This is a genomic window from Flavobacterium phragmitis (assembly GCF_900112575.1).
GTDB lineage: Bacteria > Bacteroidota > Bacteroidia > Flavobacteriales > Flavobacteriaceae > Flavobacterium > Flavobacterium phragmitis.
On the sequence record NZ_FOMH01000007.1, the window covers coordinates 346,095 to 372,998 of the forward strand.

Consider the following 26,904-nt stretch of genomic DNA (forward strand, 5'->3'; position numbering starts at 1 on the left):
ACTAAAAAATCTCTGCGACAACACCTTAAAACCTTCTAATCCTATAAATTTTCAAAAGAATTCTGTAATAACCATTATAACTGATATTCCGTATTTTGTAGTGTATAATTTTAAATCACTACAATCATGAAAGGCTTATATATATTATTAGTAGCAATAATTTTTACTTCTTGTCAAAATCAGGGGCAAAGTAAAGAGGATATAAACAAAGCCAAACAAGCCAGTATTGATTCCATGAAAGTTGAAATTAACAAACAACGTGTTATCGATTCAATGAAGACTGAAATGGCGAAGATAAAAGAAGAGCAGAAAGTTGAATCTGAAAAAGTGGTTGTTGTGCAGCAACCTGCAAATGGGCAAGCAACAACTACGACAACAACTACTAAAAAGAAAGGCTGGAGTGCAACTGCTAAAGGTGCTGTAATTGGTGCCGGGGTCGGAGCTGCAACCGGAGCAATTGTGAGTAAGAAAAAAGGCGAAGGTGCCATTATTGGTGGTTTAGCCGGTGCTGCTTTAGGAACGGGAACAGGTGCTGTTATTGACAGCAAAAACAAAAAGAAAGAATAGATTAAATTTCTATAAAAATAAAACCGCCGATTTAGATTTCTAAATCGGCGGTTTGGCTTATACTAATTCCAGAGTGGGAATTTGAATGGCATTTAATTCTGTTTTATAAAAATCGAATTGGTCTTTAATTTTCTTTTCTTCTGTTTTAAAATAAAAAGTAGAAGAGAAAAGATTGTGATAATATTCAATTCCCTCCAAAATATTTGCTTTAAATGAATTCCATTTTTTAATTTGAATGGCGGTTACTTCTCCAGAAATATTTTCGATTTCATTTCTAAAATAATCCACATACATTTTTAATTCCTTCACAAACAAATTAGGTCGGTCTCTTCTTAAAACCGATTTTCCTTGATAAATATGCTGTACCATTTCTTTTAAAGAAACTTCCTGATCAAAATAAGCTAAGTTTGGTCCTGGGCAAATTACAACACCTTGTGCCTGGCCTTTTATTTTGATATCATTTTCAAGATAAGAAGCATTGGCTAAACCGACACACAAACAAGATTTCTCTGTTATTTTGATTTTGCTTTTCTTAAAATCTTCTGCAGATAAAGTGTCTTTTTTGCTTTCAAGTTCTTCCAGTTTTATATCCTGATATTTTTTAGAAGCGGTGCAGATTCCGTGTGGATCGTATTCTTTGCTTAACGCTAAAAATTTCTTCGGGCACGAACTTCCGGCTTTATTTTCGTGAATTCTTTTTTGTTTTAAGAATTCATTTGTCGTTCCTTTCAAAGTATTAAACGGAACTCCCAAAGGTGAAATATTACTTAAGTAAAAGTCATCTTCTTTGGCATTCATCAATAAATTACGGGTTTCTTGATCTACAGAAGTGGCTTCAGGAACCAATAAAAATGGAGATCCCCAGCCAACAGCATCTACTTTATATTCGTCCAATAAAAACTCATGTTCTTCTGAAGTTCCAACACCGCCTTGAACCGTGATTTTTAATTCTAAAGGCTTTTCTGGAAAAGCTTGGTTTTTTGCCTGTAAAGCTTTAATCATTAAATCATGAGCAGATTGTACCAGTTGTTCTTTTTTCTGCCTGAATTCTTCTAAAATAGTACCTAAAAGAAGTCCGTCGGTAGCAAAGGCGTGACCACCGCAGTTCAATCCTGATTCAATTCGGTATTCTGAAACCCAAAGGCCTTTTTTAGCCAAGAAATTTCCCTGTATCATTGCCGATCTAAAATCGCTTACTTTTAGAATAATTTTCTTTTTGAGCTCATTCTTCTCATTCGGAAAAAAGTCTCTGAAATTTTCAAAGTAACCAAACAATCTCGGATTCATTCCGGCTGAAAGTACAACAGAAGATTCTAAGTTACTATTTGCAAAACCTCTCAATGCTGCATGTGCATCGTTGAACTCAACTGGAAGTTGTTCGTTTTTTACGAAGTTGTCTTTGTCCAGTTTCGTCATAATGTTCACATCAATTTCGCCAGGAAAAAGATGTGATTCAATATAATACTGCAGGTTTTCTTTAAAAGCGATTCCATCATCGAGTAAATTCTGAAAACCTTTTTTGATGTCAGAAGTGTTTGGCAACATCGACATGAAATTTTCAAGAGCAGTTTTGCTTTCTGCTAGTTCAGTTTTGAAATTTTCGAATTTTTCTTTGACGATTTTGTCAACCAAATTGAGATAAGAAGTAATTCTTTCGGCACGGTAATCGTGAAATTTTTGTGTAATTTCTTCGTACGGGATATTGAATTTAGTGCTATAAAAATTACGCATCTTTTCAATCAAGTCGTCATCAGCAAGTGCAATAACAGACGAAATCCCGTATTGCGCCACACGAATCGGACTGTCAATCGTGTACGCAAGCCCCATTACTGGAATATGAAAAGTGTGTAAAGGTGTTTTTGTCATTTGTCTTCCAATTAAAATAGAGACAAATATTGAAAAAAGCATTTTCCTAAAAGCTGATAATTGTCAGCTTTGTGGATTACATATCATTTATTCCCACAATCTTGTCATTCCGAGGAACGAGGAATCACACTAGAAACTCCGTACAGAATGCCCCAATCTTTGTCGATTCTCGAGTGTGATTCCTCGTTCCTCGGAATGACAAAACTCTTCGGAATACCACGAATTATAAATAAATATAGCCCGTGGTTTCAACCACGGGAAAGCGTTCCTGCGGTTGAAACCGCAGGCTATGTTTGATAATCATTCTAAAAAAATAATTCGTGGCAAAAAAAAAATTATATCAAAATCTTCTTCAAAGACTCTGCAATACTTCGCCATAAAAAGTTGTAGAACGATTTTTCCTGAATTCTTTCGATTTCGACATCGGCGGTTTTGGCTTTGTCTTTAGAATCATTTTTAACCAATAAATTAGCAATAGCCGATTTCAATTTAGCTTCTTTCTCCGGATCTTTCTTTTTGTATAATTTCACTTTTAAATCGTCATAATCTAGAGAAGCATTTCCTTTTGAGATATTATCATTTCCGTAGAAATTAAAACGGTATTTGTGGAAAGCTCCAGTAAAAGTGGCATTCATATAAGGTTTGCTGAATTGTCCCATCGCTCTGACATCAAAATTGGAGATCACGCCCTGAATGTGAAAACCATCGTTTTTGTCCAGAACATTAAAACTCCAATCGACATCAAGCGGAGAGTTTTTCATAAAAATGGTTTTTACTTTGATCTTTACATCAGCTGTTTTTTTCAGTCCAAAACCACTTCGTAGATTGGTCGCCTGTAAGTTGAATTTGTCAAAAGTTAAAACTCCCGGGCCTTTGGAAAAATCTATTTCTTCTTCATAAACCAATTTTGATTTTAGGACCTGAAGTGTATCAATTTGCAATGGAAATTTGATATTTCGAAGTAAATGATTGTACAGATATTTTTTACTCAAATCGTCTTTTGGCATTTTCCCTCGGTAAATATTTGCATCAAAATGATTCATGACAATAGAATTGGCTTTAAAGAAAAAACGATCATCTTTAAATCCCCAATCCATTTTATGAATGCTGGCTGAATCTACTTTTAGCGTATAAATATCTTTTTCTGTTTTTAGTCTTTTCACAAATTCCGGACGAGAAAACTGCGGAATATTAGCAAAATTAGTAATAGCTAAAAAGTTCTTTTCGGTATTGATTTTGCCAATTGTAATGTGATAAAATTCGCTCGGACGATAAAATAAACTATCGCAGACCAAAGCATAACTTTTATATTGAAGCGGAATTTTTTCTTTTAAAGTGGCATCGGTAATTAAAATGCCTTCCAGTTTTAGAAGAATTTTTTTAATGCTGAAAATTGGTTTTTGAGTATCCAAAGAAACCACATCGACAGTTCCGTCATTCAGATAAATATTTGAAACGCCAATGATTTTTCGGAATGGTTCGACGATTTCGTTTTTAATGCTTTTGCTGTTATTTAAAAGTTTTTCGCCTTTTTTATATAAAATTACTCGGGGTTTGTTAATGATAATACTTTCGGCCTGAATAATATCACGAAAAGCCAAATCCCAAATATTGAAATGTTTGATTGTGATGGATTCTATTTTTGTAAAAAGTCCATTTTTACTGTCTTTTGGTTCGTTTTTAGGATGGACCAATAAAGTTTGTGCGTAGATATTTCGGGAAAAAAGCGAGACTTCAATTTTCTCGTAATTGATATTGTAAGCCGTTTTGTTTTTCTCGTGAATAATAATCGGAAGCTGTTTCTTAATCCAGTAATTCAGTCCAAAATTGGCCAGAAGTACAATAATAAACAAAGAAATTATTCCGACCGCTATTTTTTTATAGATTGACATTTACAGTATTAATTTTAAATACATAAATTTAGAGTTTTAAAAAGAAGGATATTTACATTATTCTTCAATTTCTTTACATCATTTTTTAGAATTCATTTATTTATATTTTTTTGCGCGATATGAAAATACTTAAAAAGATTCTGTTGGTTTTATTGGTACTTATTGTACTTCTTGGGATTGGTTTGTGTGGTTATATTTTTCATTTAAAACCCAAATACGAAGGAGAATTGCAATTGAAAAATCTGGATAAACCCACAACAGTATATTTTGATGAATTTGGAGTACCACATATTTATGCCAATTCAGAAAAAGATGCTATGACCACTCTTGGTTATGTACATGCGCAGGAAAGATTATGGCAAATGGAATTGCTTCGAAGAATTGCTCCAGGAAGATTGGCTGAAATTTTTGGTGGAGTTGCACTTAAAAATGATCAGTTTTTTACCGGAATTGGTATCGAAGAAGCTTCCGCGAAAGCGATTGCCAAATTAGACAAAAACAGCGAAAGCTATAAATTGACGCAAGCTTATCTGGACGGAATTAATCAATATCTGGAAGAAGGTGTAACGCCAATTGAATTTACTTTAGTTGGTGTAAAAAAGCAAAAGTTTACCATAAAAGACGTTTACAATATTTTCGGTTATATGTCTTTCAGTTTTGCGATGGCTCAGAAAACAGATCCGTTATTAACAGATATTAAAAATAAATATGGTGCTTCTTACCTAAAAGATTTAGGAATCGAAGGTGAGTTTAATACAACGAGAATTAAAATCTCAAAAGAGAGAACAGAAGAATATAGCGAGATTTCAAAATCGATTACAGCAATGTTGGATCAGTCTCCAATTCCACCATTTATTGGTAGTAATAGCTGGGTTGTTGGTCCGAAGAAATCAAAAAGCGGAAAGGTGATTTTTGCTAATGATCCGCATATCGGTTTTTCACAGCCTGCCACTTGGTATGAAGCGCATTTGGTAACGCCACAGCATGAGTTGTACGGTTGTTATTTGGCTGGAACTCCATTTCCTTTATTGGCACACAATCGTGATTATGCCTACGGATTGACGATGTTTGAAAACGATGATATCGATTTTTATCAGGAAAAAAACAAAGACGGAGATGCTACGGAATATCAAACACCAACTGGTTTTGCAAAATATGAAATCAGAAAAAAAACAATTAAAGTAAAAGATTCTTCAGATGTGGTTCTGACCATTAAATCGAGCCGTCATGGACCAATCATGAATGATTTTATGGAACGTTTGGAAAAGAAAAATCCAATTGCAATGTTGTGGACTTATACGCATCAGCCAATTCAGATTCTGGATGCAGCATACGGACTTTCGCATGCTAAAAATAAAGAGGAATTTAAAAAAGCGGCCAGTTTGATTGCAGCGCCAGGATTGAACGTAATGTATGGAGATGCTAAAGGAAATGTTGGATGGTGGGCAACAGGAAAATTATACAGACATAATGAAGGTGTAAACACCCATTTAATTCTAGACGGCGCAAGTGGAAAAGATGATATTGTAAAATATTTAGATTTCGAACAAAATCCGTCGGCAGAAAATCCAGAATGGGGTTATGTTTATTCTGCCAATAACCAGCCGGAAGCTATTGATAATGGTTATTTGTATCCGGGTTACTATCTTCCGGAAGATCGTGCAAAAAGGATATCAGGAATTCTCGATGCAAAATCAGATTGGGATAAAGAAGCTATTAGTAAAATGATTTATGATAATACTTCGGATGTTGCCGTTGAGGTTGTGAAAAATTTAATTTCAAATACTGATTTGACTTCTGTTTCGGCAGAAGAAAAACAAGTTTTAGAAGTTTTAAAATCGTGGAAAGGAACAACCAATCTGGAAGATGTTGCGCCAACGATTTACAACAAATGGATTTATCTGTATCTGAAAAATACGTTTGAAGATGAAATGGGTAAAGAAAACTTCAATTTATTTCTCGGAATTTCGGTTGGAAAACAAGTTATCGCCAATCAGATTAAAAATGAAAATTCGGTTTGGTGGGACAATATTAAAACCAAAAATGTAAAAGAAACCAGAAAGCAAATTGTTTCAAAATCTTTTCATGAAACGGTTGCAACACTTCAAAAACAGTTAGGAAATACAATTTCAGATTGGAAATGGGGACAAGTTCATACAGTAGAACACGAACATCCGTTAGGAAAAGTAAAAGCACTTCGCGGACTATTTAATGTTGGACCATTTAATTCTCCAGGTTCAAACGAAGTCATCAATAATTTATTTTTCGGATTTAATGAGGAAGGAAAATATTATACGAAAGGAGGTCCTTCAACCAGAAGAATTGTAGATTTCTCTGATATCGAAAACAGCTGGAGTATTTTACCAACAGGTCAGTCTGGAAATCCATTCAGCAAGCATTATGACGATCAAGCAGAAATGTACAATGCAGGAAAATTTAGAAAAATGAAATTGAATAAAGAAGAGATAGTGAAAACGTCAACTAAATTGGTTCTGAGACCGAAGAATTAGTTTCAAGTTTCAAGTTTCAAGTTTCAAGTTTCAAGTTTCAAGTTTTTTGAATTAAAATCTAAAAATATAGGTTCAAAGGTTTTTGTTTTAAAACCTTTGAACCTTTGTCGCTTTGTCTCTTTGAACCTTATTTGGAGAGATACTTCCCCAAAACAATATCATTGGCAAAAATGTTCAGATTATTGATAAGGATTTTATTATTGGTCATTACATTTTTGGTCTGATAGGAGGTATCTTTTTCGTATGCTTTCAATAAAGTCTCCAGTTCCACTTCATCAAAAACAACAAAACTGTTGTAGATGGCATCTCTGAAATTTTTATAATTAATACTTTGGGTAATTTCCATAGCTTTTTGTTCGTTCCAGCCTTCTTTTGCAGAAGTTTCATTTATTTTGGACAGACAAAAATCGACTACATAATTTTTATAATGAGTAGCTTCTACAATTTTATCAATGATGATTTTGTTTTGCTGAGAAGGCATTCTGGCCGAAGTGTAATTGGTTTGAGAGATGCTTTTAAAAGAAATAAACAAGCAGAAACAAACAGTCAGAAAACTGTGCTTTTTGAAATTTTTCATAGGTTAATTTATTGTTTTAGGGTAGGGCTAAAATAGTATTTTCAACAATAAATCTCCAAGCAGAATTGTGAAGTTGTTACAAAAAATAACACTTACAAAATCAATTTTAAGAAGATTCCGTAAGTGTTATTGATAATGTGTTATTTGTTGTTTTGCTAAACGGACTAATAATTTACTAAAGCATATTAGTGACACGGATAAAACAGATTTACTTCGTAAAAACGCGGATAAAAACGGATTTTATAAAGATTTATAAAAAAATCCGTCCTAATCCGCGTCTTCGTGTTAGCGAATCAGTGTCATCCGTGTACAATTTTCAAAATTAGCACAAGTAATAGATGATAGTCAGATTTATTTTTTTAGAAGTTCCGCTAAAGCTTTTTTTCCGCCTTCATTAGAAGGATCCAATTCAACCGATTTGGTGTAGTTTGCAATAGCCAGTTTTTTATCGCCATCGGCTAAGTAAGCTTCGCCTAAACTATCATAAACATTTCCAGATTTAGGGAAAGTTGCAACATTAATTTTAAAGATTTCGATTGCTTCTTTCTTTTTTCCGTCTTGTAATAATTGATATCCAACACGATTCATGTCGTTTTCTTTAATATTATAAGTTGGATCATTTTTTAATTTGTTATAAGAGTCTACTCCAGCTTTTGTTCCTTTATTGGCGAATGTTTCAAATAATTCGAAAGCTAATGATCTCTTTGGCTGTTCAAACTTTTGGTTATAAAGAATTGCACGAATCGATTCGTTCATTTCGCCTAAAACCGTTCCGCCAGTATTATTCAATAAAACAATTAAATTTTTATCTGAAGGATAACGTGAGATAATAGTATTAAAACCATTAATTCCGCCTCCGTGACCAATAGTTTTTAATTTTCCTTTATCTCCATTGTCTACTTCGTCAATAAACCAGCCATAGCCATAAGCAGGTCTTCCCAAGCTGATGTAAGGCTTAAATAACGATTCCATTGATTTTGCTGAAAGAAGTTTAGTCGTATATAATGCCTGATCCCATAAATATAAATCTTCAACAGTAGAATACAAAGATCCGGCAGCATATGGAATACTCATGTCAACATAAGCGGCATTGGTAATTATTTTTCCTTTTCTTTCGTATCCGGCAGCTCTGTTTTTTAAAATTACATCGCTGTGATCGTAACCAGAATTAACCATTTTTAAAGGAGTAAAAATAACTTCCTGCAAATATTGCTCGTACGTTTTACCAGTTACTTTTTCGATGATATACCCTAACAAAAAGTATCCAGAATTACTATAACTGAATTTTTCGCCTGGTGTAAATTCTAGAGGAAGACTTGAAAATGTTTTTACAAAAGCTTCAGGAGTATAATAATTTCGAGCTTTGTCTTTAAAGAAATTTGGCGAATCGGTATAATTTGGAATTCCTGAAGTATGCGTTAATAAGTGATGAGTGGTAATTTTATCTCCGTTTTCTTTTGGGTAATCTGGAAGATAAGTAGTAATGGGAACATCCAGTTTTAGTTTTCCCTCTTCGGCTAGTTTTACAATTAAAAGAGCTGTAAATTGTTTACTTATAGAACCTAATCTAAATTTTGTATCAGGCTGGTTTGGAATATTCCATTCCATATTCGCTTGACCAAAACCTTGTTGAAATATAACTTTTCCATGCTCTGCTACGAGTGCAGAGCCATTAAATTGTCCGTATTCGTTGTATTTGCTAAGAAGTTCTTCTATTTGTTTTGCTTTACTTTGTGCAAGAATGGCAAAAGAAAAGAGTTGAAGACCAACACAAAGTACAATTAGTTTGATTGATTTTTTCATAATGATTGATAATTATGGATTTTGGATTAATAAATGATTCGTTTTTGATTGATGATTGAAACTTTGTAACAAAAAGATATTCAGTAGATTAAAACTAAAGTACGATTTTTTTTACTTGCAATAAATTAATGCTCTCAAAAGTTTAGACGATTATTTTTTGATTTGGTTTCATAAATCAATCAGTTTTTTCACTTTTATTTTAAAATTTAATCCAAATTATCCTGAAAGGCTTTGTGTTCATAACTGATAACCCTTTTTAGTTTCCAATTTTTACCTTTTCGTTCCCAAATATGAATGAATTTTCCAGTTAGATGCGGAATATCGTTAGACAAAAAGGTGTGTTCGCCAATTTGTAAAGCGCCAAAATCACCTAGTTTTTCAACCGTGCAGAAATTTAACTTTCTTGTCACTTTTTGAAAACGAGTTTGTCTTCCAATTAAATCTTTTACATTTTCACCTCTAGAGATGTTTAAGCCATATTGGTCATCGTAGAATTCGATATCATCGGCAATTATTTTTCTAAAAAGAGCAGCATCACATTGGTTAAAAGCATAATCAAAAAGCTGATGATCCATTTCGATAATTTCGTTATGTAAAAGGTTTTTTCGGATATGTTCATTTTTCGTATAGGCAAGTGCCTGCCTGCTTAAAAACAGCATAAAAAGTACTAATGTATTGATCATCGGTATCATATTTTATGGTTTAACATTTACTTTGTTTCTATGGAAATTATTCGGTTTCCAATTTCTCCTAGATAATGTTGAATTGTCTTTTCATAAACTTTATAACCATCATCAACATTGGTAAAGATGATTAAACCTTGTTTGGTTTTTGGAAGCATAAAAACAATCGTTTGAACACCTTTGTCTGCACCGCCATGCGATAAAGCATAATTTTGATTCCCGAGATCGTAGATTTCAAAACCCAATCCAAAATATTTATCTTTTTTAGTTGCAATCTGATGCGAAATCATTTCCTCAAAAACTTTTGGACTTAAACCATCGCTGTTCATTACGCTGCAAAGGAAGTTACCGTAATCTTCAATGGTAGTCAATAAATCATCGGCAGCATTTGCAGTTTTATTTTTTGTGGGTTCGTAAGCATTTCCTTGATTATCATAATTTATGGCATATCTGGAAAGATCGATTTTATCATTCCAAATTAGCTGTGAATCATTCATTTTTAATGGAGTAAAAATTAATTCTGATGCCAATTGATCTAAAGTTTTATGAAATTTCTTTTCCAGAGCTTTTCTTAGATATTCAAAACCTTCTCCTGAATATTGATATTGGGTTCCTGGTTTAAATTTGAAATCCAATTTTTTAGATTCATTTAAATATCTCCAATTCGGAAAACCAGTTTGATGACTCAAGACAAATCTCGTTGTCAGCAGTTTTAAATAAGGATCTTTTGCAATATCTGGATCTGTCCAATACTTCGAAAGTGGTTCGTCTAAATCCCATTTTCCCTGACTGATTAATTTTAAGGTTACAATTGCTGTAACAGGTTTAGTTAGCGAAGCAACATTCCAGATTGTATTATAAGGAGCAGAAACATTTCTTTTAAGATTGCCAAAAACCTTTACCTGTTTTAGTTTTCCATCAGAAATAATTCCGATTCCTAAAGTCGGGATATTGTTTTCTTTCAGCCATTTTTCAGTTTCTTGTTCGTCATCAAAAAGATTTGTCTTTTCTTCCTCTGAATTTACTTCTTGGTGATTGTAGCTTAGAGAACGTTTCAATTTCCATGCGTTGTTTTCTAAAATCCAAAGATGTGTAAATTGAGCGTTACCCACTAATTTTTCATTTTCCTTCAAAAAAGGTTTTCCTTTTTTTGTTGTATTTTCATAAAATTGATGAGTTCCATTTTGAATGGCGCCGTATAAAATACCCTTTTTATACAATGGATAAATTTTTGTGCTTCCTGAAACTAATTCTCTTCTGGATCTATACGTTTCTGTTGAACCGCACAACCCGCTTTTGAAGACTTTTAAAAAATCAGCTTTGTTCGAAACTCCATCTTTATCATGATAAAACTCAAGTTCATTGCTGAATAGATTTTCAAATGGATTTATGTTGCAGGTATTAAAACCAATATCAAATAAAAGACTGTCTTTTGACATAATGGTTTTGTACAATTCAGAATTTTTAGCTTCTTGTGAGTGTCCAAATTGAATTTGAAAGAGTAGCATTCCAGCTAAAATAGTTTTTAACGGAAAAAAAACGTGATTGATTTTCATTGTGTGATGGATTGATGATTTTGCAAAAGTAATTCAATCAAAAATCACAAAATTGTACAAAAGCGAAATCTTATCTTTTTTGAGAAAGAAAATACGAATCGGGATCAAACATTTTCGGCGTTGTTTTGGTCACATCTTTGAATTTTTTAATAAAATGTGACTGATCAAAATACTTATTGTAAAGAGCGATTTCGGTTAGACTCATCTTTTCTAAATCGGCATTCACCATTTGGTCAACCGATTTTCTAAACTTTAAAATCTGAATGTATTTTTTAATGGTTAATCCTGTCGCAGCTTTAAATTTAATTTGCAATAAACGCTGTGAACTCTTCAACGTCAAACTAATTTCAGAAACCGAAATATCTTCATTTGATTTAATAAAATCGGCTATTTTTTCAATACTGTTTTTGTTCGGATTTGCATTGGATAATTCTTCAAAATAAAGATTAATGGTTTCTAATAAAGTTTCAATATCAATATTAATCTCAATTTTAAAAGGTAATTCTGAAGCGTCAATTTTTAGAATCGAATCTGTAAAATTACCTAAATCATATTTTGGAAACATCGAAAGTGTCCACGCATGAAGTTGCATAATGGTGACTTTAGTTTTGGGCTGTATATTAACCAGAACTTTATTGGTCATTTGAGAACAAAAGTAGATTCCTTCGTTCATTTCGTATTTGTTTTTACTGGTATGAACTTCGATTCCGTTTCCAGTTACAATGGCGAGATTAAAACAGCCATTTGGTAAAACGAGTTTGTTTTCAATCAGGCTTTCGCCGATGCTGTTATCCAGACACCAAATTTTATTGATGAACCTTTCTGTTTTTTGAGATACGTAATGTTCTGAGTATAACTGCATTTTTTAGTGGTCTACTATAAGATTCAATGAGTTGAAATTTATAGACCAAAATACAGTTTTTCTAAATCATTCTTCTAAATAAATTCCCCAAAATAATCTCGTTTAGTATTTTTCCATTCTTCCAAAATAATACTATAATAAACATCATCTCTGCTTTTTCCTTCAGAATCGATATAATTGTTTCGGAACAAACCTTCTTTTAATGCACCCAGATTTTCAATAGCTCTTTGTGATCTTTCGTTTTCAAGATCGGCACTGAATTGGATTCTTCTAAACTGAATTTGTTCAAAACCAAAATGCAGCAACTCATATTTGCAGGCTTTGTTTAATCCCGTTCCCTGAAAATCTTTACCGTACCAGGTCCAGCCAATTTCGCATTTTTCACTTCCATGATTGATATAACCGTAACGAGTACTTCCCGCAACTCTGTCAGTTGCTTTATCAATTGTCAGAAAAGGATAGCAAATTCCATCTGCTTTTTGTTTTAATGTAGTTTGAATATAGTTTTCGAAATCCTGATCATTTCGAACATACATTCCCATGTATTTCCAGATTTCATCATTAAAAATAATTTCTTTGAGTTCAATGTTTCTTTCATTCTCAAAAGGGATTAATAGTACTCTTTCGTTTTCCAGAATAATTTCAGATTGTAAAAGTTCGCTGTTCATCATTTTTAATTTAATTGTGAGATAGATCGTTGTGGTTGAAGCTAATTTAGTTCTTTTGAAAATCTAAATAAATTGAATAAATCAGGATTTTGTTATGAAAACGGATGCGCATGAGGGATAGAGGCGGTATCCTTTTATGAAGTGAAACGGAATAAAAGATATAGCCGAAAGCCCGACCCCGCTTTTTTTGCGGGGACATGCCCAGCTAAATATTAGACTTTATAGGCAAATATTTCCTTTATTTTAAAGCTCATGTGTAATTATTAGTTATTTTTACGACCCAATATTAGATTATCCCTGATGCAAACTTCACTAAAAATTGCAGTTGTAGGTTCTGGACTTGTAGGATCACTGCTGGCAATTTATCTTAAAAAAGCCGGTCACATCGTTCATGTATATGATCGTAGTCCCGACATTCGTCAGATTAACTTTTCTGGCCGTTCTATTAATCTAGCAATGTCTAATCGTGGCTGGAAAGCTCTCGATGCTGTAGGTGTTGGAGATTCAGTGCGTGAGATTGCGATTCCTATGGACAAACGGGCGATTCATTTAGTAGATAAACTGAATTTTCAAAACTATGGACAGGAAGGAGAATCTATTTATTCAATTTCAAGAGGGAAATTAAATCGCAAAATGATTGATCTTGCCGAAGCTGCCGGAGCCGAATTTCATTTTGAACAAAAAGTTTGGGACGTAACTTTAAATGATGCAACGCTTCATATTGGCGAAAGTGAAAGAGGCGAGTGGGAGGAAAGAAAATTTGATATGGTTTTTGGTGCCGATGGAGCATTTTCTAGAATCCGCCACAGAATGCAGCGTCAGAGCATGTTTAATTATTCTCAGGAATTTTTAAACATGGGATACAAAGAATTAAATATTCCAGCCAATCCAGACGGAACACATAAACTGGATAAAAACTCTTTTCATATTTGGCCAAGAGGAGAATATATGCTAATTGCACTGCCAAATCTGGACGGAAGTTTTACCTGTACTTTATTTATGCCTTTTGAAGGAGAAAACTCTTTTGAATCGCTTACAGATCGTAAAAAGGTAGAAGATTTCTTTGAGAAAAACTTCCCAGACTCGATAGAGGTAATTCCGGAATTGGCAAATGATTTCTTCAAAAATCCAACCAGTACTTTGGTAACCATGAAATGTTTTCCGTGGACATTTGAAGATAAAATTGCTCTAATTGGAGACGCTTGTCATGCTATTGTTCCGTTCTATGGACAAGGAATGAATGCCGGCTTTGAAGATATCACGGTTTTAAACGAAATGATTGAAAAGTATGGGGACGATTGGAAAAAAATCTTCACTGAATATCAAATTTCGCGTAAACCAAATGCTGATGCAATCGCAGAGCTTTCGTATCGAAATTTCTTAGAAATGAGTACTAAAACAGCAGACGAAAAATTCTTGCTACAAAAGAAAATAGAAAAAGTCTTTTCAGATAAACATCCAGACAAATGGATTCCGCTTTACAGTCGTGTAACTTTCAGTGATCGTCCGTATGCCGAAGCTTTGGCAATTGGCGATTATCAAAACGGAATTATGGAAGAAGTTTTAAGAATGGATAATATTGAAAACATTTGGAATACTCCAGAAGTTGAAAACAAAATTTTAGAATTACTTCAAAAGAAATAAAATTATTTGAACCATATAAGTTATATAAGTTCATTTAGTATACTTAGTGTAAGTTATAAACCCGACAGGTTTTTAAAACCTGTCGGGTTTAATTTTTTCAAGACATATTTAAAGTGCAACCAAATAATTAAATGAACTAATATGACTTATATGGTTGAAAGTTTATTTTTTAAATATTTTGTTCAATACGCCAAAAACACCTCGTATAAAAGTAGCGCTGGTTACGACTTTTAAAACCGATTTTCCAACAACTGTAGCCGTACTTGGTTCAGATTTTGAAGATCTAGTTGGGGCTTGTTCTTCCTGTTGTGCTGCAACTTCAGCGGCTTCGGTTAGTTTTTTGGTTAGGATTTCAAATGCACTTTCGCGATCAATCTCTTCGGCATATTTTTTTACGAGTTTTGATTTACCGTTTATTTCGTCAATTTCAGAAGCAGATAAAATATCCATTCGGCTTTGAGGAGCGCGCATCATGGTCGCAACAAGCGGAGTTGGAACCCCTTTTTCGTTAAGTGCTGTAACCAATGCTTCTCCAATTCCTAAACTCGTTAATAATTCATCCGTTTTATAGAATTCAGAAGTTGGATAATTGTCAGCGGTTTTTTTAATGGCCTGACGATCGTTAGCCGTAAAAGCTCTCAAAGCATGCTGAATCTTTAACCCCAATTGAGCCAAAACACCACTAGGAACGTCCATCGGATTCTGAGTTACAAAATACACGCCGACACCTTTAGAACGAATTAATTTTACAATAGTTTCAATTTGTTCTAACAATGCTTTGCTTGCCTCATTAAAGATTAAATGCGCTTCGTCTATAAAGATTACTAGTTCTGGCTGATCAGCATCTCCTTTTTCCGGCATCTTTTGATAAATTTCTGCTAAAAGGCTTAGCATAAAAGTAGAAAACAGTTTAGGTTTATCCTGAATATCCGTCAAGCGGATGATATTTACGTAACCTTTACCGTTTTCATCAATTCGCATTAAATCATCGGTTTCAAAAGACAATTCACCAAAGAATAAATCACCGCCTTGTTGTTCTAGTTCAATAATTTTTCGAAGAATGGTTCCAGTAGTTGCAGTTGAGATTTTACCGTAATTTGCTGTAATTTCATCTTTGCCTTCCTCAGTAATATAATTAATTACTTTTTTAATGTCCTTTAAATCCAATAAAGGCATTTGATTATCATCACAATATTTAAAGATAACCGCTACAACTCCTGCTTGAGTATCATTAAGATCTAAGATTCTGGAAAACAGAACAGGACCAAATTCAGAAACTGTAGCGCGAAGTCGGACTCCGTTTTGTTTTGACAAAGACATCAATTCAACAGGAAATGCAGATACACTATAAGGGAGGTTTATCTTAGCATGTCTTTCTGTAATAAAACCTTCTTCTTTTCCTTCTTTTGCAATACCACTAAAATCCCCTTTTATATCCATCATTAAAACAGGAATTCCGGCATTTGAAAGTTGTTCTGAAAAGACCTGAATTGTCTTGGTTTTTCCTGTTCCAGTTGCTCCTGCAATTAATCCGTGACGATTTAAAGTTTTTAATGGAATCTTAACATGAGCTTCCGCAAGTGGCTCACCGTCAAGGATTGCGCCCCCAAGAATAATGCTGTCCCCCTTAGAAGAATATCCTTTATTTATAGCTTCAATAAAATTATCTTTTTTATTCATGTTTTTATTTGTAATTTAGAGTGTTATATAAGTATAGCTCTGTTTTCGGGCGTTTTTTATGTGTTTTTTTTAGTAAGAAAAAGCTTTTTTTGATTGAAAAATTAATAAAAAAAAAATTCGCAGCTTTTTAAGAAGATATCAATGGAATCTTTGAATATTTACTAAAACGTTGTAATTTTTCTAATTATCGTCCCTTTTTTTGTTTTATCTAAAAAATGATGTCGGCAATTTAATGAGATATTTTTTAAATTGAAGTTAAATTTCGGTCAATAAAATTAAAAAAAGTTTTTTTATTTAAACTAAACGTATAAATTTGCTCCTCTACAAGTTAAATATAACTAAAAAATAAAAATTATTTAAAACTATTAAAATTAAAAAAAATGGCAAACGTTAAAGTTAAAAAAGAAAGCACTTCAAATGGCGGAGGAATGATCACAGGAATCATTATTGTAGCGTGTATCTTAGTGGGGGTGTTTATTTGGAAAGTAATCATGGGGGATTCTGCGAACTTCGAAGGAGGTAATCCAGAAACAGGACATCCAATCAATACATTAGGACAAGTATATAAAGGAGGTTTCATCGTACCAGTATTATTAGGTATGTTTTTAATGGTTGTTGTTTTTTCTATTGAAAGATTTATTGTTATCGGTAAAGCTGCTGGAAAAACTAACCTTGACAAATTCATGAAAAGTGTTCAAGGAAGTATTAAAGAAGGAAACATCGAAGCTGCTATCGCTTCATGTGACAAACAACAAGGTTCAGTTGCAAATGCAATTAAATCTGCTTTGGTAAAATACCAAGATGTTAAAAAAGAAGGATTCAACAGCGAAGAAGCTTCAGAAGTAATCCACAAAGAAATTGAAGAGGCAACTTCATTAGAAATGCCAATGTTAGAGAAAAACATGACTATTATCTCTACTTTAGTATCTTTAGGTACATTAGGAGGATTATTAGGAACTGTATCTGGTATGATTAAAGCGTTTGGTGCGTTAGCTTCTGCTGGTACTCCTGACCAAGCTGCTCTTGCAACAGGTATCTCTGAGGCACTTATCAACACTGCAACAGGTATCTCTACTTCTATCTTAGCAATTGTTTCTTACAACTTCTTTACTGCTAAAATTGACGATTTAACTTACTCTATCGATGAGGCTGGTACTACTATCGTTAATACTTACAGAAAATTCAGAGGAAGTTTAAGACAATAATTAATTTTTGATATTTACTATCAAAAAAAATAAAATAAAAGATAATGGCTAAAATAAAAATGAAAAAAAAGTCGACATCGACAGATATGACTGCGATGTGTGATGTTGCATTCCTTTTGCTAACGTTCTTTATTTTGACCGCTACTGCTAAAGTGCCAGAAGCACTTCCTGTAGATACACCTGCATCTACTGTACAAACTAAATTACCGGATACTGATTTGGCAATTATTACAGTAGGAAAAGGAAAAGTATTTTTTGACATCAAAGGAAGAGAGATTCGTAAAAGAACTCTTGAAGGAATTGGTGCAAAATATGGTATAGAGTTTTCAGAAGATGATAAAACCAAATTTGCATTAATGGACGACTTTGGTGTTCCTGTTACAGGTTTGAAGCAGATCATTGACATGAAAGCAGCGGACAGAACCAAAGCAAATCAACCTGGAATTCCTTTGGATTCATTAGACAATCAATTAAAAGAATGGCTTCTTATTTCTAGAAGAGCTACAATTGATTTAGATGATAAAGAATTGCAGATTGCTATTAAAGGAGACGCGAAGGAAGAATATCCAAAAATTAAAAAAATTATGGATATTTTACAAGATCAGAAAATCAATTCCTTTAACTTGGTTACAGGAACTAGAGGTAAAGACTTTTAATTAAAAAAATACACTAAATGGCTGAATTAAATACCGGCGACGGCGGTGGTGGTAAAGGTGGTAAAGTAAGAAGCAAAAAGCAGAATTCGAAAGTCGATTTAACGGCGATGGTGGATTTGGCATTCTTATTGATTACATTCTTTATGTTAACTACTTCGTTGTCAAAACCTCAATCGATGGATTTGTCATTGCCAGATAAAGATGATAAGAATCCGGAAGACACGAAAACCAAAGTGGATGAAAATCGTACTATGACGGTAATGTTAGGTGGAGACAATAAAATGGTTTACTATATGGGATTGTTGGCTACTCCAAAGGTGGCTCCTAAAGACATTACCTATGGTAAAGATGGGATTCGTAGAGAATTGTTAAAACAAAAGAAAAATGTTTTAGCATATTCTGCAGCTTTAGGAAAACCTAAAAATGGTATTATTGTGATTATTAAACCAACTAAAAAATCAAATTACCGTAATTTGGTTGATATTTTGGATGAGATGGCAATTACAGGAGTAGATACTTATGCGATTGTGCCTGAGTTTTCACCAGAGGAAACGAAATTAATAGATAAAAAAGCAGAATAAGCTGTTTTATCAAATTAAAAATCAAGAGATATGAAATTAGATATTATAAAAAATCAGTGGCTTGATATCGTATTCGAAGGACGTAATAAGATATATGGAGCATACGAGCTGAGAAAATCGAACGGAAAAACAACTGTGAAAGCACTTGTTATTGGTTCACTTATTTTCAGTTTTGCTGTTGCTGCACCTCTTATTGCTAGTTTTTTACCAGATTCTCAAGAAGAAGAAGTAAACAACGATATTAAGATTGCAACGGTAAAATTACCTCCAAAGAAAAAAGAGGAAATTAAACCAAATCAACCGCCACCACCGCCACCACCACCAAAAGTGGATCAGGTAAAATTCGTAAAACCTGTGGTTGCTAAGGCTGAAGAAGTAACTGAAGATCCACCAAAAATTGTGGATTTGAAAGACAAAAAAGTTGGTGCAGAAACTATCAAAGGAGATCCAGATGCAGTTTTAACTGTTGATGAGCCAGTTGGTAAAGGACCAGTTCAAGAGGTTATTCAAGAAGATAACACTGTATATAACACAGCTGGTATCGAAGTAAAACCAGATTTCCCAGGGGGAATTGAAAAATTCTACAAATTCGTAGGAAACAATTACAAAACTCCAGAAGAAGAAGGTTTAAAAGGTAAAGTTTACGTTACGTTTGTAGTTGAAAAAGACGGTTCATTAACCGACATTAAAGTTTTAAGGGATATCGGTTACGGTACAGGGGCAGAAGCGATTCGTGTTCTTAAAAAATGTCCAAAATGGACTCCTGGCGAGCAAAATGGTAAAAAAGTTAGGGTATTATACTCTCTACCTATTACTATTCAATCTGCAGAATAATGTTAAAAGATATACTTAATAATATTCAGAAGAAATCGCTCAAAGAGCGATTTCTTCTTGTTTTAGGAATACTGTTTTTTTTAATTTATCTTGTACTCGGTTTAATGATCATGTTGTGGGAAAAGCTCCCGCTTAACATGGAATGGAAGTACAGATATGCTTTCGGAACTTTACTGATTGTATATTCTGGAATACGATTTTTAAGATTAATTAATTCAAAAGAATAATAATTATGTTATTGAAATATAGTAAGGCTTTAGGTTTGGTGGTTTTTGTCTTTTTGTTTGCCATGTGCAACCAAAAAAGCAAAAATGAAGCTGCAAAAGAAACCATTTTAAAAGGATCGCTAGATATTGCAGTTGACGAAACTGTTAAACAAATTGTAGACGATCAGGTTGCTGTTTTTGAAGGGACTTACTATGATGCAAAAATTAATGTTAAATCTAAATCGGAGGCTGAAGTAATAAATGATTTGTTAAATCAAAAAACTAAAGTTGCGATAATTACAAGAGATTTAACAGATGAAGAGAAAGCGCGTTTTGAAAAAAACAAGATTAATCCTCGTGCAACACCTTTTGCTCATGATGCAATTGCATTTATTTCAAATAAAAACAATAATGATACGCTAATTGCGTTGAAAAGTGTAATTGATTTTATGCAAGGAAAATCAGATTCTAAAATTAAAGGTTTAGTTTTCGATAATCCTAATTCAAGTACTGTTCGTTATATGAAAAATCTAGCGAAGGTAACAGAGGTTCCTAAATCTGGAGTTTTTTCTTTTAAAACAAATAATGAAGTAATCAAGTTTGTTTCTGAAAATGACGGAATGATTGGTGTTATTGGAGTTAATTGGTTGTATCAGCCAACTCCAGATATGATTGAGACTATCAAGAAAATAAACGTTTTAAGTGTAAAAGGTTTAAATGATAATCAATATTATAATCCAACACAAGATGATTTGGCATTAGGAAAATATCCATTGGCACGCGATTTGTTTATTATTAATGGTCAAGGGTATGCGGGACTTGGAATGGGCTTTGCCTCATTTATAGCTGGAGATATCGGTCAGCGTATAGTTTTGAAATCAGGCTTATTGCCATATAAAACTCCAGGACGTAAGCTTAAAATTAGAAATGAAATTATAAAAGATAAAGAATAAATTAATTACGATAAAGATGAATAAATTAAAAATTTTTAGTCTTGCATTAGTTGCTTCGGCTACCGCGGCAAAAGCGCAGGACATTAACCAAGCAAAAAAAGCAATTGACGCAGAACAGTTTGATAAGGCGAAATCAATCCTTAAATCAATTATCAAATCTAAACCATCAGATGGTGAGGCGAATTTTGTTTTAGGTAATGTTTATTTAAATCAATCTGTAGTCGATTCTGCGAAAATCTCTTACAATAATGGATTGCAAGCTTCTGATAAGAAAAACTTAAACTATATTGGTTTAGGACAGTTAGATTTAGATGCTAAAAACACTGCGGCTGCTCAAGCTAACTTTGCTTTGGCTACTAAAGACATGAGAAAAAAAGATGTAAATGAATTTATTTATATCGCTAGAGCATACATGAACTCTGATAATCCAGATTACAAAAATGCTATTGAAGTTTTGAAACGTGCATTATTAGTTGATCCTCAAAATGCTCAAGCTCTTTTAGCTATTGGAGATGCATACTATGGTGATAAAAATCAAAATGATGCATACAAATCTTACCGTGATGCTTTTGCGGCAGACAATACTTTGTTGCGAGCTAAAATGCAGTTAGGAGTTTTATTAAAAGGAGCAAAATCTTATGATGAAGCTATCAAATCATTCAATGAAGTAATTGCTTTAGATGCTAATTACGGTCCAGTTTACAGAGAGCTTGCTGAAACTTATTACAAGTGGGCAAGAAATAAGCCTTCAACTTCAAAAGTGAACTTGCAAAACGCAATTACAAACTACGAGAAATACTTAAGTCTAACTGATTATTCTTTAGATTCTAAAATGCGCCACGCAGATTTCTTAATCTTGGTAAAAGATTATAAGCAATTAGAAACTGTAGCGAACAAAATGATTGCGCAAGATAAAGTAAACCCTAGAATTTTCAGATATTTAGGATATGCTGCTTATGAAAACGGAAACGTTGATGTAGCGATTAAGTCTATTGAAGATTTTATTAAAGCGCCAGGAAATAAAGCTATTGGTAGAGATTACTACTACTTAGGATTGTCAAAAATTAAAAAAGGAACTGCTGCTGACGGAACTATAGATCAAGCTGCTTTTGATGCAGGTTTAGCTGATATCAAAAAGGCAATAGAATTAGAGCCTTTAGTGGTTGAAGAATTTGCAGATTTTGGAAAAGAATTGTTTGGTAAAAAACAATATACGCAAGCTGCAGCAATCTTTGAGCTTGGTGCAAACAATAAAGAATCTAAAAATTATTTAGATGATGCTGTATATTATGGAATTTCTGTTTACTACGGTAATGCTGGTAAACCTATTGAAAACCGTGACAAAGCTGCTTTAGAAAATGCAAATGCTACTTTTGATAAAATTCTTGAAGTATCTCCATCATATGATGAAGCCTACTTATACAAAGGAAGAATCAACAGTGCATTAGATAAAGATGACATGATCATCAAAAACTATGAAGAGTATGTGGCTAAAATAACTGCTAAAGGGCCAGAGGAATTAGCAAAACCTGCAACAACTAAAAAAGTTATCGAGGCTTACAACGCAATTGGTGCTGCTTATGCAAATACTGACAAAGCTAAGGCTGTTGAATATTTCAATAAAACTTTAGTATTAGATCCAGCAAATACTTACGCTGCTCAATCTGTTAAAGCTCTAAAATAATTTAGAATTTTAAAATAAATAGAAAACCGATAGTTCAATAAACTATCGGTTTTTTTTGTTACGTATATTATTGACTATCTTTGCACTTTAAAATAGAATAATGTTATCAAAAGAAATACAATTAGAGGTAAATAAAGGAGCTATGCTTCCTTTGATGGAAGAATTCTATACCATTCAAGGAGAAGGTTCGCATACAGGAAGAGCTGCTTATTTTATTAGAATTGGAGGATGTGACGTTGGATGTCATTGGTGTGATGTGAAAGAAAGCTGGAATGCCGAAATTCACCCGCCAACAAGTATTGATTTAATTGTGGAAAATGCGGCAAAGTATGCTGATACGGTAGTGGTGACAGGAGGAGAGCCTCTTTCTTGGGATATGACACTATTGACGCAGAGATTAAAAGATAAAAATTTAAAAGTTCATATTGAAACTTCTGGAGCTTTTCCGCTTTCAGGAACTTGGGACTGGATTTGTCTTTCTCCTAAAAAAAATAAATTGCCAACCCAAACGGTGTATGATAATGCACATGAATTAAAAGTTATTATTTATAATAAGCATGATTTTATTTTTGCTGAAGAGCAGGCAGAATTAGTTAATGATAACGCTATTTTGTTTCTTCAGCCTGAATGGAGTAAAAAAGAAGAAATGACACCGCTTATTGTCGATTATGTTATGAATAATCCAAAATGGCGAGTTTCGTTACAGACACATAAGTATTTGAACATACCTTAAACAAAAAATCTCTTCAATTGAAGAGTTTTTTTGTTTAACAGATAGTTGTATTTTTAAACTATTCCCAGTTTTTATATTTTTTTAAAGTGGTAATATGTGCTAAATGATGATTTCCATGCCAAGCATACATTCCAATAATTTTTTTGAGTTTGTTTTCTGAATTGTCTGAAGGATGAATAAAAGTTTTTTCCAAGTCAGATTCAGATAAATTTCTCATAATGTAACCTAATCTAAAATGAAGACCTTTTAATAATTCAAGAGTTGGTTCAATTGGCATCGTTAAATTATCGTTTAATTCAGACCAAAGTACTTCGTCGTATGCTTTAATAACAGGGTTATTTTCGGTTAAAGCCCATTTAATTCGAATATAACAATTCATATGGCTTTCGGCACAATGATGAATCACTTGTCGGACAGTCCATCCATCGGGGCGATAAGGAGTGTCGAGTTGTTCGTTGGTTAAGTCAATTACTTCTTTTTCTAATCTTTTGGGAAATGTTTCAATTTCTTCGATTTTTTTCAAAAGATATTCTGGAGAGTAATGATCAGGAGTTGTAAATTTTCCAATTGGATATTTTAATTTTTCTATATCTAATTCTTTCATGGGGTAAATTTGTTTCGGTTAAATAGAAAGTTTTGCTAAATAATCGTAATGTTCTCCTTCAAGAATGAGTTCGCATTTTAATCCATTAGCAATTGCAGCATTTTGAAGGGTATTATAATCTAAATAAAGCCAGTCAAAAGGTTCTTCTTTTTCATTTTTGTAACTGATATTGAATACAAGTTCTCCATAATAATCATTATCCGAAGGAATCCATTTACCTCCGTCTTCGTCTTCGTCAAACATATAAATGATATCAGAGCTGTCTATTAGGATTTGCCCGCCTGGATTTAATAGTGATTTTAATTTCGTTAAGTATTCATTGCAATTTTTTAATTTGCCAAAAATACCGGTTCCGTTCATCAGAAGTAAAATGGTGTCAAATTTTTCTCCTTCAAAATCTAAAATGTTTTCAACTTTAGCATTTTTGATTCCTCTTAAAAGACAGGTTTCAATTGCTTTTTCTGAAATGTCAATAGCGGTCACTTCTAAGTTTCTCTCATTTTGCAGTGATAAAGCATGACTTCCTGCACCACATCCGACATCTAATATTTTTCCTTTTGCCAGTTGAAGCGCTTTTTGTTCGATTTTTGGCATTTCATTATAAGTACGAAAAAGATATTCCACGCTCATCTCGTCTTCTTCGGAAATAGAAGTTTCAGTTATGATGTCTTCAGGTGAATTGCTAGTGTGGAAATCAAATATGGCTTTTCCGAAAAGATCTTTCATTGTTTTAGTTCAAAGTTTAAGGTTTCAAGTTCAAAGTTGTTTAATTTTGCAGATCAACTTTAAATTTTAAACTTGAAACAGATTTTAAATAACTTGCATAAGTTAGCCAAAGATAAGCATAACGAAAACAAAAAGTATTTTGATAAGCTCAAAAAGAAACAGCCAAAGAATTTAGATTACATTATGCAGGATTTGCATGATGCTGAGTTTAAAAGGACAGACTGTTTGAAATGTGCTAATTGCTGTAAAACAACTGGTCCTTTATTTACGTTGGCAGATATCGAGAGAATTTCAAAACATTTTAGACAGAAACCGCAACAATTCATTGACCATTATCTTAGAATTGATGAAGATAAAGATTATGTTTTGCAAAGTGTTCCGTGTACCTTTTTGGATAATGAAAACTATTGCATGATATACGATGTACGCCCAAAAGCCTGCCGTGAATTTCCGCATACTGATCGAAATAAGTTTTATCAGATCTCTAACTTAACATTGAAAAATGTCGAAATTTGTCCCGCTGCTTATAATATAGTAGAAGAGATGAAGAAGAAACTTCCATTATAATAAATAGATTAATTGACTTAAAAAGCATCTTCTTTTCTTTTTAAGGTGTACTTTTGAAAAAAGAATGATTAAAGGATCTAAAGAAATACTATTAATTTGAATTTAGAATATTTTATAGCCAAGAGATTAATAACTGCAAAAGAGAATAAGAGCAGTATTTCGGCACCAATTGTTAAAATTGCAATCTCCGCAATTGCCATAGGAATTATTATGATGATTGTTTCTGTTGCTACAGGAATAGGTTTGCAGAAAAAAATACGAGATAAAGTTTCGGCGTTTAATGGGCAGATTATAATTTCTAATTTCGATAATAATAATTCTGAGGTAACTATAGTTCCAATTTCAAAGAAACAAGATTTTTATCCCAATTTTAAATCAGTGCCAGAAGTAAGCCATATTCAGGCAATCGCTACTAAAGCAGGAATTATTAGAACAGAGAATGCTTTTGAAGGAATCGTTTTTAAAGGAGTAGGGCCAGATTATGATTGGAATAATATTAGTGAATATATTGTAGAAGGCATACTTCCGGATTTTACGAAAACATTGAATGAGGATGTTGTTATTTCAAGGTTTCTTGCGGATCGTCTAAATTTAAAAGTGGGAGATCAGTTCAATACTTTTTTTGTGAAAGAGGAACAAGGAAAACTTCCTAATAGCCGTCGTTTTAAAATTGCAGCGATATTCAATTCAGGATTTCAAGATTTTGATTCCACCTATATTATTGGCGACATTCGTCATATTCAGAGAATCAATAAATGGAATCAGAATCAAATAGGGGCATTTGAAGTTTTTGTGAAAGATTTTGATAATATTAAAAATGTAGGAGATCAAGTCTATCAGGAAACAAATTCTAATTTAGATACAAAGACTATAATCGAGAAATATAGTTATATTTTTGACTGGCTTAAATTGTTTGATTTTAATATCGTTATTATTTTGGCTATTATGATTCTTGTGGCTACTATTAATATGATTGTTGCTCTATTGGTTCTTATTTTAGAAAGAACTCAAATGATTGGAATTTTAAAATCTATGGGGGCAAATAATTGGTCGGTTAGAAAGGTGTTTTTGTATAATGCTTTTTACTTAATTCTTCGTGGATTGTTTTGGGGGAATCTAATCGGTATTTCGATTTTGTTAGTGCAACAGCAATTCGGAATAGTTCAATTGAATCCTGAGAACTATTATGTAAATCAAGCGCCGGTGTATTTAAACTGGATTTATATTCTTTTATTAAATCTGCTTACGGTTGGGGTTTGTTTTGTAGTGCTATTAATACCATCCTATATAATAACTAAAATCTCTCCAGTAAAAGCTATTCGCTTCGATTAAATAGTAGAAGGGTTTAACATGTAATTTCAACCCGACAGGTTTCCAAAACCTGTCGGGTTTGTTTTTTATGCATATATTATATACAGTGCAATTCCGATTTTTAGTAGAGACGCACCGCATTGGGTGCGGCGCGTTTAGTATATATGTAATTTCGCTTTTTAAATTTTCAGGAGCTGATCCCGCTATCGGCCTCACACGAGCGATAGCGAACTGACGAAGTAATCTTTTTGCGGCGAACCCCGCCACAAAAAGGATTTCCGCTCCTATCGGGGCTATGGCCTCGGTTTTCAGAAGAAATTTCAAGGAAGAATTAGGTGTTGTTTCAGGAAATAAAATAAAAAAACCACCGCCTTTGCGCCTTTCGGATATCAAAAAGGGCAGAAAACAAGGCCTTGCGCCTTGGTGTCTTCGTGGCAGAACACCCCAAAAAGGAACAAAGTAAGGAAAAACCCCACAAGGAACGGAAAAAACTTCAGTTATAAAGGGCGAGTTATGAGCGTGTTAGGAAAAAGAGC

General features: G+C 33.2%; 24 protein-coding genes. 13 read left to right on the top strand and 11 right to left on the bottom strand.

Features of this window, described 5'->3' with window-relative positions:
- Positions 1–126: 126 nt before the first annotated feature.
- A complete protein-coding gene (locus tag BM289_RS14765; RefSeq protein ID WP_091494844.1) occupies positions 127–567 on the top strand; it encodes a YMGG-like glycine zipper-containing protein in 441 nt (146 codons plus the stop codon).
- A 57-nt stretch (positions 568–624) separates the two neighbouring features.
- Here the strand turns inward: BM289_RS14765 and BM289_RS14770 are convergent, their stop codons facing one another.
- A complete protein-coding gene (locus BM289_RS14770; protein WP_091494846.1) occupies positions 625–2,433 on the bottom strand; it encodes a hypothetical protein in 1,809 nt (602 codons plus the stop codon).
- 335 nt (positions 2,434–2,768) lie between these two features.
- Positions 2,769–4,325, bottom strand: coding sequence for a hypothetical protein (locus tag BM289_RS14775; protein ID WP_091494848.1), 1,557 nt, complete (start codon positions 4,323–4,325; stop codon positions 2,769–2,771).
- 119 nt (positions 4,326–4,444) lie between these two features.
- On the opposite strand from BM289_RS14775, the gene BM289_RS14780 reads away from it, so the two are divergent.
- Entirely contained in the window at positions 4,445–6,835 is a 2,391-nt protein-coding gene (locus BM289_RS14780; protein ID WP_091494850.1) for a penicillin acylase family protein, read from the top strand.
- A gap of 127 nt (positions 6,836–6,962) precedes the next feature.
- Here the strand turns inward: BM289_RS14780 and BM289_RS14785 are convergent, their stop codons facing one another.
- From BM289_RS14785 to BM289_RS14810, 6 genes are all read right to left on the bottom strand, one after another.
- Entirely contained in the window at positions 6,963–7,412 is a 450-nt protein-coding gene (locus BM289_RS14785) for a hypothetical protein (protein WP_091494852.1), read from the bottom strand.
- Between the two features lie 351 nt (positions 7,413–7,763).
- Positions 7,764–9,215, bottom strand: coding sequence for a serine hydrolase domain-containing protein (locus BM289_RS14790; protein ID WP_091494854.1), 1,452 nt, complete (start codon positions 9,213–9,215; stop codon positions 7,764–7,766).
- Between the two features lie 206 nt (positions 9,216–9,421).
- On the bottom strand, positions 9,422–9,898 hold the full coding sequence (locus BM289_RS14795) for a nuclear transport factor 2 family protein (protein WP_244165380.1): 477 nt from the start codon (positions 9,896–9,898) through the stop codon (positions 9,422–9,424).
- Between the two features lie 26 nt (positions 9,899–9,924).
- Positions 9,925–11,454, bottom strand: a complete 1,530-nt coding sequence (locus tag BM289_RS14800) for a serine hydrolase domain-containing protein (protein WP_091494858.1) — start codon at positions 11,452–11,454, stop codon at positions 9,925–9,927.
- Between the two features lie 70 nt (positions 11,455–11,524).
- Positions 11,525–12,316: a helix-turn-helix domain-containing protein gene (locus tag BM289_RS14805; RefSeq protein WP_091494861.1), complete on the bottom strand. Its 792-nt coding sequence runs from the start codon at positions 12,314–12,316 to the stop codon at positions 11,525–11,527.
- Positions 12,317–12,390: 74 nt separating this feature from the next.
- Positions 12,391–12,984 (bottom strand): GNAT family N-acetyltransferase, encoded by a 594-nt coding sequence (locus BM289_RS14810; protein ID WP_091494863.1) that lies wholly within the window; start codon positions 12,982–12,984, stop codon positions 12,391–12,393.
- A gap of 300 nt (positions 12,985–13,284) precedes the next feature.
- On the opposite strand from BM289_RS14810, the gene BM289_RS14815 reads away from it, so the two are divergent.
- The gene (locus tag BM289_RS14815) at positions 13,285–14,628 is read left to right on the top strand and encodes an FAD-dependent oxidoreductase (protein WP_091494865.1); all 1,344 of its coding nucleotides are present in this window, start codon (positions 13,285–13,287) and stop codon (positions 14,626–14,628) included.
- Between the two features lie 162 nt (positions 14,629–14,790).
- On the opposite strand, the gene BM289_RS14820 is transcribed toward BM289_RS14815, so the two are convergent.
- Positions 14,791–16,308 (bottom strand): helicase HerA-like domain-containing protein, encoded by a 1,518-nt coding sequence (locus BM289_RS14820; protein WP_091494867.1) that lies wholly within the window; start codon positions 16,306–16,308, stop codon positions 14,791–14,793.
- 380 nt (positions 16,309–16,688) lie between these two features.
- On the opposite strand from BM289_RS14820, the gene BM289_RS14825 reads away from it, so the two are divergent.
- The 8 genes from BM289_RS14825 to BM289_RS14860 all read left to right on the top strand — a co-directional run bounded on the left by BM289_RS14825 (position 16,689) and on the right by BM289_RS14860 (position 23,160).
- On the top strand, positions 16,689–17,513 hold the full coding sequence (locus BM289_RS14825) for a MotA/TolQ/ExbB proton channel family protein (RefSeq protein ID WP_008464979.1): 825 nt from the start codon (positions 16,689–16,691) through the stop codon (positions 17,511–17,513).
- A 44-nt stretch (positions 17,514–17,557) separates the two neighbouring features.
- Entirely contained in the window at positions 17,558–18,169 is a 612-nt protein-coding gene (locus tag BM289_RS14830) for an ExbD/TolR family protein (RefSeq protein WP_091494869.1), read from the top strand.
- A 17-nt stretch (positions 18,170–18,186) separates the two neighbouring features.
- Entirely contained in the window at positions 18,187–18,750 is a 564-nt protein-coding gene (locus BM289_RS14835) for an ExbD/TolR family protein (RefSeq protein WP_091494871.1), read from the top strand.
- 30 nt (positions 18,751–18,780) lie between these two features.
- Positions 18,781–19,584, top strand: a complete 804-nt coding sequence (locus BM289_RS14840; RefSeq protein ID WP_091494873.1) for an energy transducer TonB — start codon at positions 18,781–18,783, stop codon at positions 19,582–19,584.
- Positions 19,584–19,811, top strand: a complete 228-nt coding sequence (locus tag BM289_RS25655) for a hypothetical protein (protein WP_091494875.1) — start codon at positions 19,584–19,586, stop codon at positions 19,809–19,811. Before BM289_RS14840 ends, BM289_RS25655 begins: the two co-directional genes overlap by 1 nt.
- A 5-nt stretch (positions 19,812–19,816) precedes the next feature.
- The gene (locus tag BM289_RS14850; RefSeq protein WP_091494877.1) at positions 19,817–20,743 is read left to right on the top strand and encodes a PstS family phosphate ABC transporter substrate-binding protein; all 927 of its coding nucleotides are present in this window, start codon (positions 19,817–19,819) and stop codon (positions 20,741–20,743) included.
- 16 nt (positions 20,744–20,759) lie between these two features.
- Positions 20,760–22,427: a tetratricopeptide repeat protein gene (locus BM289_RS14855; RefSeq protein ID WP_091494879.1), complete on the top strand. Its 1,668-nt coding sequence runs from the start codon at positions 20,760–20,762 to the stop codon at positions 22,425–22,427.
- A gap of 100 nt (positions 22,428–22,527) precedes the next feature.
- Positions 22,528–23,160: a 7-carboxy-7-deazaguanine synthase QueE gene (locus tag BM289_RS14860; protein ID WP_091494881.1), complete on the top strand. Its 633-nt coding sequence runs from the start codon at positions 22,528–22,530 to the stop codon at positions 23,158–23,160.
- Between the two features lie 58 nt (positions 23,161–23,218).
- Here the strand turns inward: BM289_RS14860 and BM289_RS14865 are convergent, their stop codons facing one another.
- Positions 23,219–23,764, bottom strand: a complete 546-nt coding sequence (locus tag BM289_RS14865) for a YfiT family bacillithiol transferase (RefSeq protein ID WP_091494883.1) — start codon at positions 23,762–23,764, stop codon at positions 23,219–23,221.
- A gap of 18 nt (positions 23,765–23,782) precedes the next feature.
- Positions 23,783–24,490, bottom strand: coding sequence for a class I SAM-dependent methyltransferase (locus BM289_RS14870; RefSeq protein WP_091494885.1), 708 nt, complete (start codon positions 24,488–24,490; stop codon positions 23,783–23,785).
- A 72-nt stretch (positions 24,491–24,562) separates the two neighbouring features.
- Here BM289_RS14870 and BM289_RS14875 point away from each other — a divergent pair, with 72 nt between their 5' ends.
- Together BM289_RS14875 and BM289_RS14880 are read left to right on the top strand one after the other, a co-directional pair.
- Positions 24,563–25,057, top strand: a complete 495-nt coding sequence (locus BM289_RS14875; protein ID WP_091494887.1) for a YkgJ family cysteine cluster protein — start codon at positions 24,563–24,565, stop codon at positions 25,055–25,057.
- A gap of 96 nt (positions 25,058–25,153) precedes the next feature.
- On the top strand, positions 25,154–26,389 hold the full coding sequence (locus BM289_RS14880; protein ID WP_091494889.1) for an ABC transporter permease: 1,236 nt from the start codon (positions 25,154–25,156) through the stop codon (positions 26,387–26,389).
- Positions 26,390–26,904 lie beyond the last annotated feature (515 nt).

Excerpts from the sequence above, each read along its gene's own strand:
- BM289_RS14765 (WP_091494844.1), top strand. The coding sequence starts at position 127 with ATGAAAGGCTTATATATATTATTAGTAGCAATAATTTTTACTTCTTGT.
- BM289_RS14770 (WP_091494846.1), bottom strand. The coding sequence starts at position 2,433 with ATGACAAAAACACCTTTACACACTTTTCATATTCCAGTAATGGGGCTT.
- BM289_RS14775 (WP_091494848.1), bottom strand. The coding sequence starts at position 4,325 with ATGTCAATCTATAAAAAAATAGCGGTCGGAATAATTTCTTTGTTTATT.
- BM289_RS14780 (WP_091494850.1), top strand. The coding sequence starts at position 4,445 with ATGAAAATACTTAAAAAGATTCTGTTGGTTTTATTGGTACTTATTGTA.
- BM289_RS14785 (WP_091494852.1), bottom strand. The coding sequence starts at position 7,412 with ATGAAAAATTTCAAAAAGCACAGTTTTCTGACTGTTTGTTTCTGCTTG.
- BM289_RS14790 (WP_091494854.1), bottom strand. The coding sequence starts at position 9,215 with ATGAAAAAATCAATCAAACTAATTGTACTTTGTGTTGGTCTTCAACTC.
- BM289_RS14795 (WP_244165380.1), bottom strand. The coding sequence starts at position 9,898 with ATGATCAATACATTAGTACTTTTTATGCTGTTTTTAAGCAGGCAGGCA.
- BM289_RS14800 (WP_091494858.1), bottom strand. The coding sequence starts at position 11,454 with ATGAAAATCAATCACGTTTTTTTTCCGTTAAAAACTATTTTAGCTGGA.
- BM289_RS14805 (WP_091494861.1), bottom strand. The coding sequence starts at position 12,316 with ATGCAGTTATACTCAGAACATTACGTATCTCAAAAAACAGAAAGGTTC.
- BM289_RS14810 (WP_091494863.1), bottom strand. The coding sequence starts at position 12,984 with ATGAACAGCGAACTTTTACAATCTGAAATTATTCTGGAAAACGAAAGA.
- BM289_RS14815 (WP_091494865.1), top strand. The coding sequence starts at position 13,285 with ATGCAAACTTCACTAAAAATTGCAGTTGTAGGTTCTGGACTTGTAGGA.
- BM289_RS14820 (WP_091494867.1), bottom strand. The coding sequence starts at position 16,308 with ATGAATAAAAAAGATAATTTTATTGAAGCTATAAATAAAGGATATTCT.
- BM289_RS14825 (WP_008464979.1), top strand. The coding sequence starts at position 16,689 with ATGGCAAACGTTAAAGTTAAAAAAGAAAGCACTTCAAATGGCGGAGGA.
- BM289_RS14830 (WP_091494869.1), top strand. The coding sequence starts at position 17,558 with ATGGCTAAAATAAAAATGAAAAAAAAGTCGACATCGACAGATATGACT.
- BM289_RS14835 (WP_091494871.1), top strand. The coding sequence starts at position 18,187 with ATGGCTGAATTAAATACCGGCGACGGCGGTGGTGGTAAAGGTGGTAAA.
- BM289_RS14840 (WP_091494873.1), top strand. The coding sequence starts at position 18,781 with ATGAAATTAGATATTATAAAAAATCAGTGGCTTGATATCGTATTCGAA.
- BM289_RS25655 (WP_091494875.1), top strand. The coding sequence starts at position 19,584 with ATGTTAAAAGATATACTTAATAATATTCAGAAGAAATCGCTCAAAGAG.
- BM289_RS14850 (WP_091494877.1), top strand. The coding sequence starts at position 19,817 with ATGTTATTGAAATATAGTAAGGCTTTAGGTTTGGTGGTTTTTGTCTTT.
- BM289_RS14855 (WP_091494879.1), top strand. The coding sequence starts at position 20,760 with ATGAATAAATTAAAAATTTTTAGTCTTGCATTAGTTGCTTCGGCTACC.
- BM289_RS14860 (WP_091494881.1), top strand. The coding sequence starts at position 22,528 with ATGTTATCAAAAGAAATACAATTAGAGGTAAATAAAGGAGCTATGCTT.
- BM289_RS14865 (WP_091494883.1), bottom strand. The coding sequence starts at position 23,764 with ATGAAAGAATTAGATATAGAAAAATTAAAATATCCAATTGGAAAATTT.
- BM289_RS14870 (WP_091494885.1), bottom strand. The coding sequence starts at position 24,490 with ATGAAAGATCTTTTCGGAAAAGCCATATTTGATTTCCACACTAGCAAT.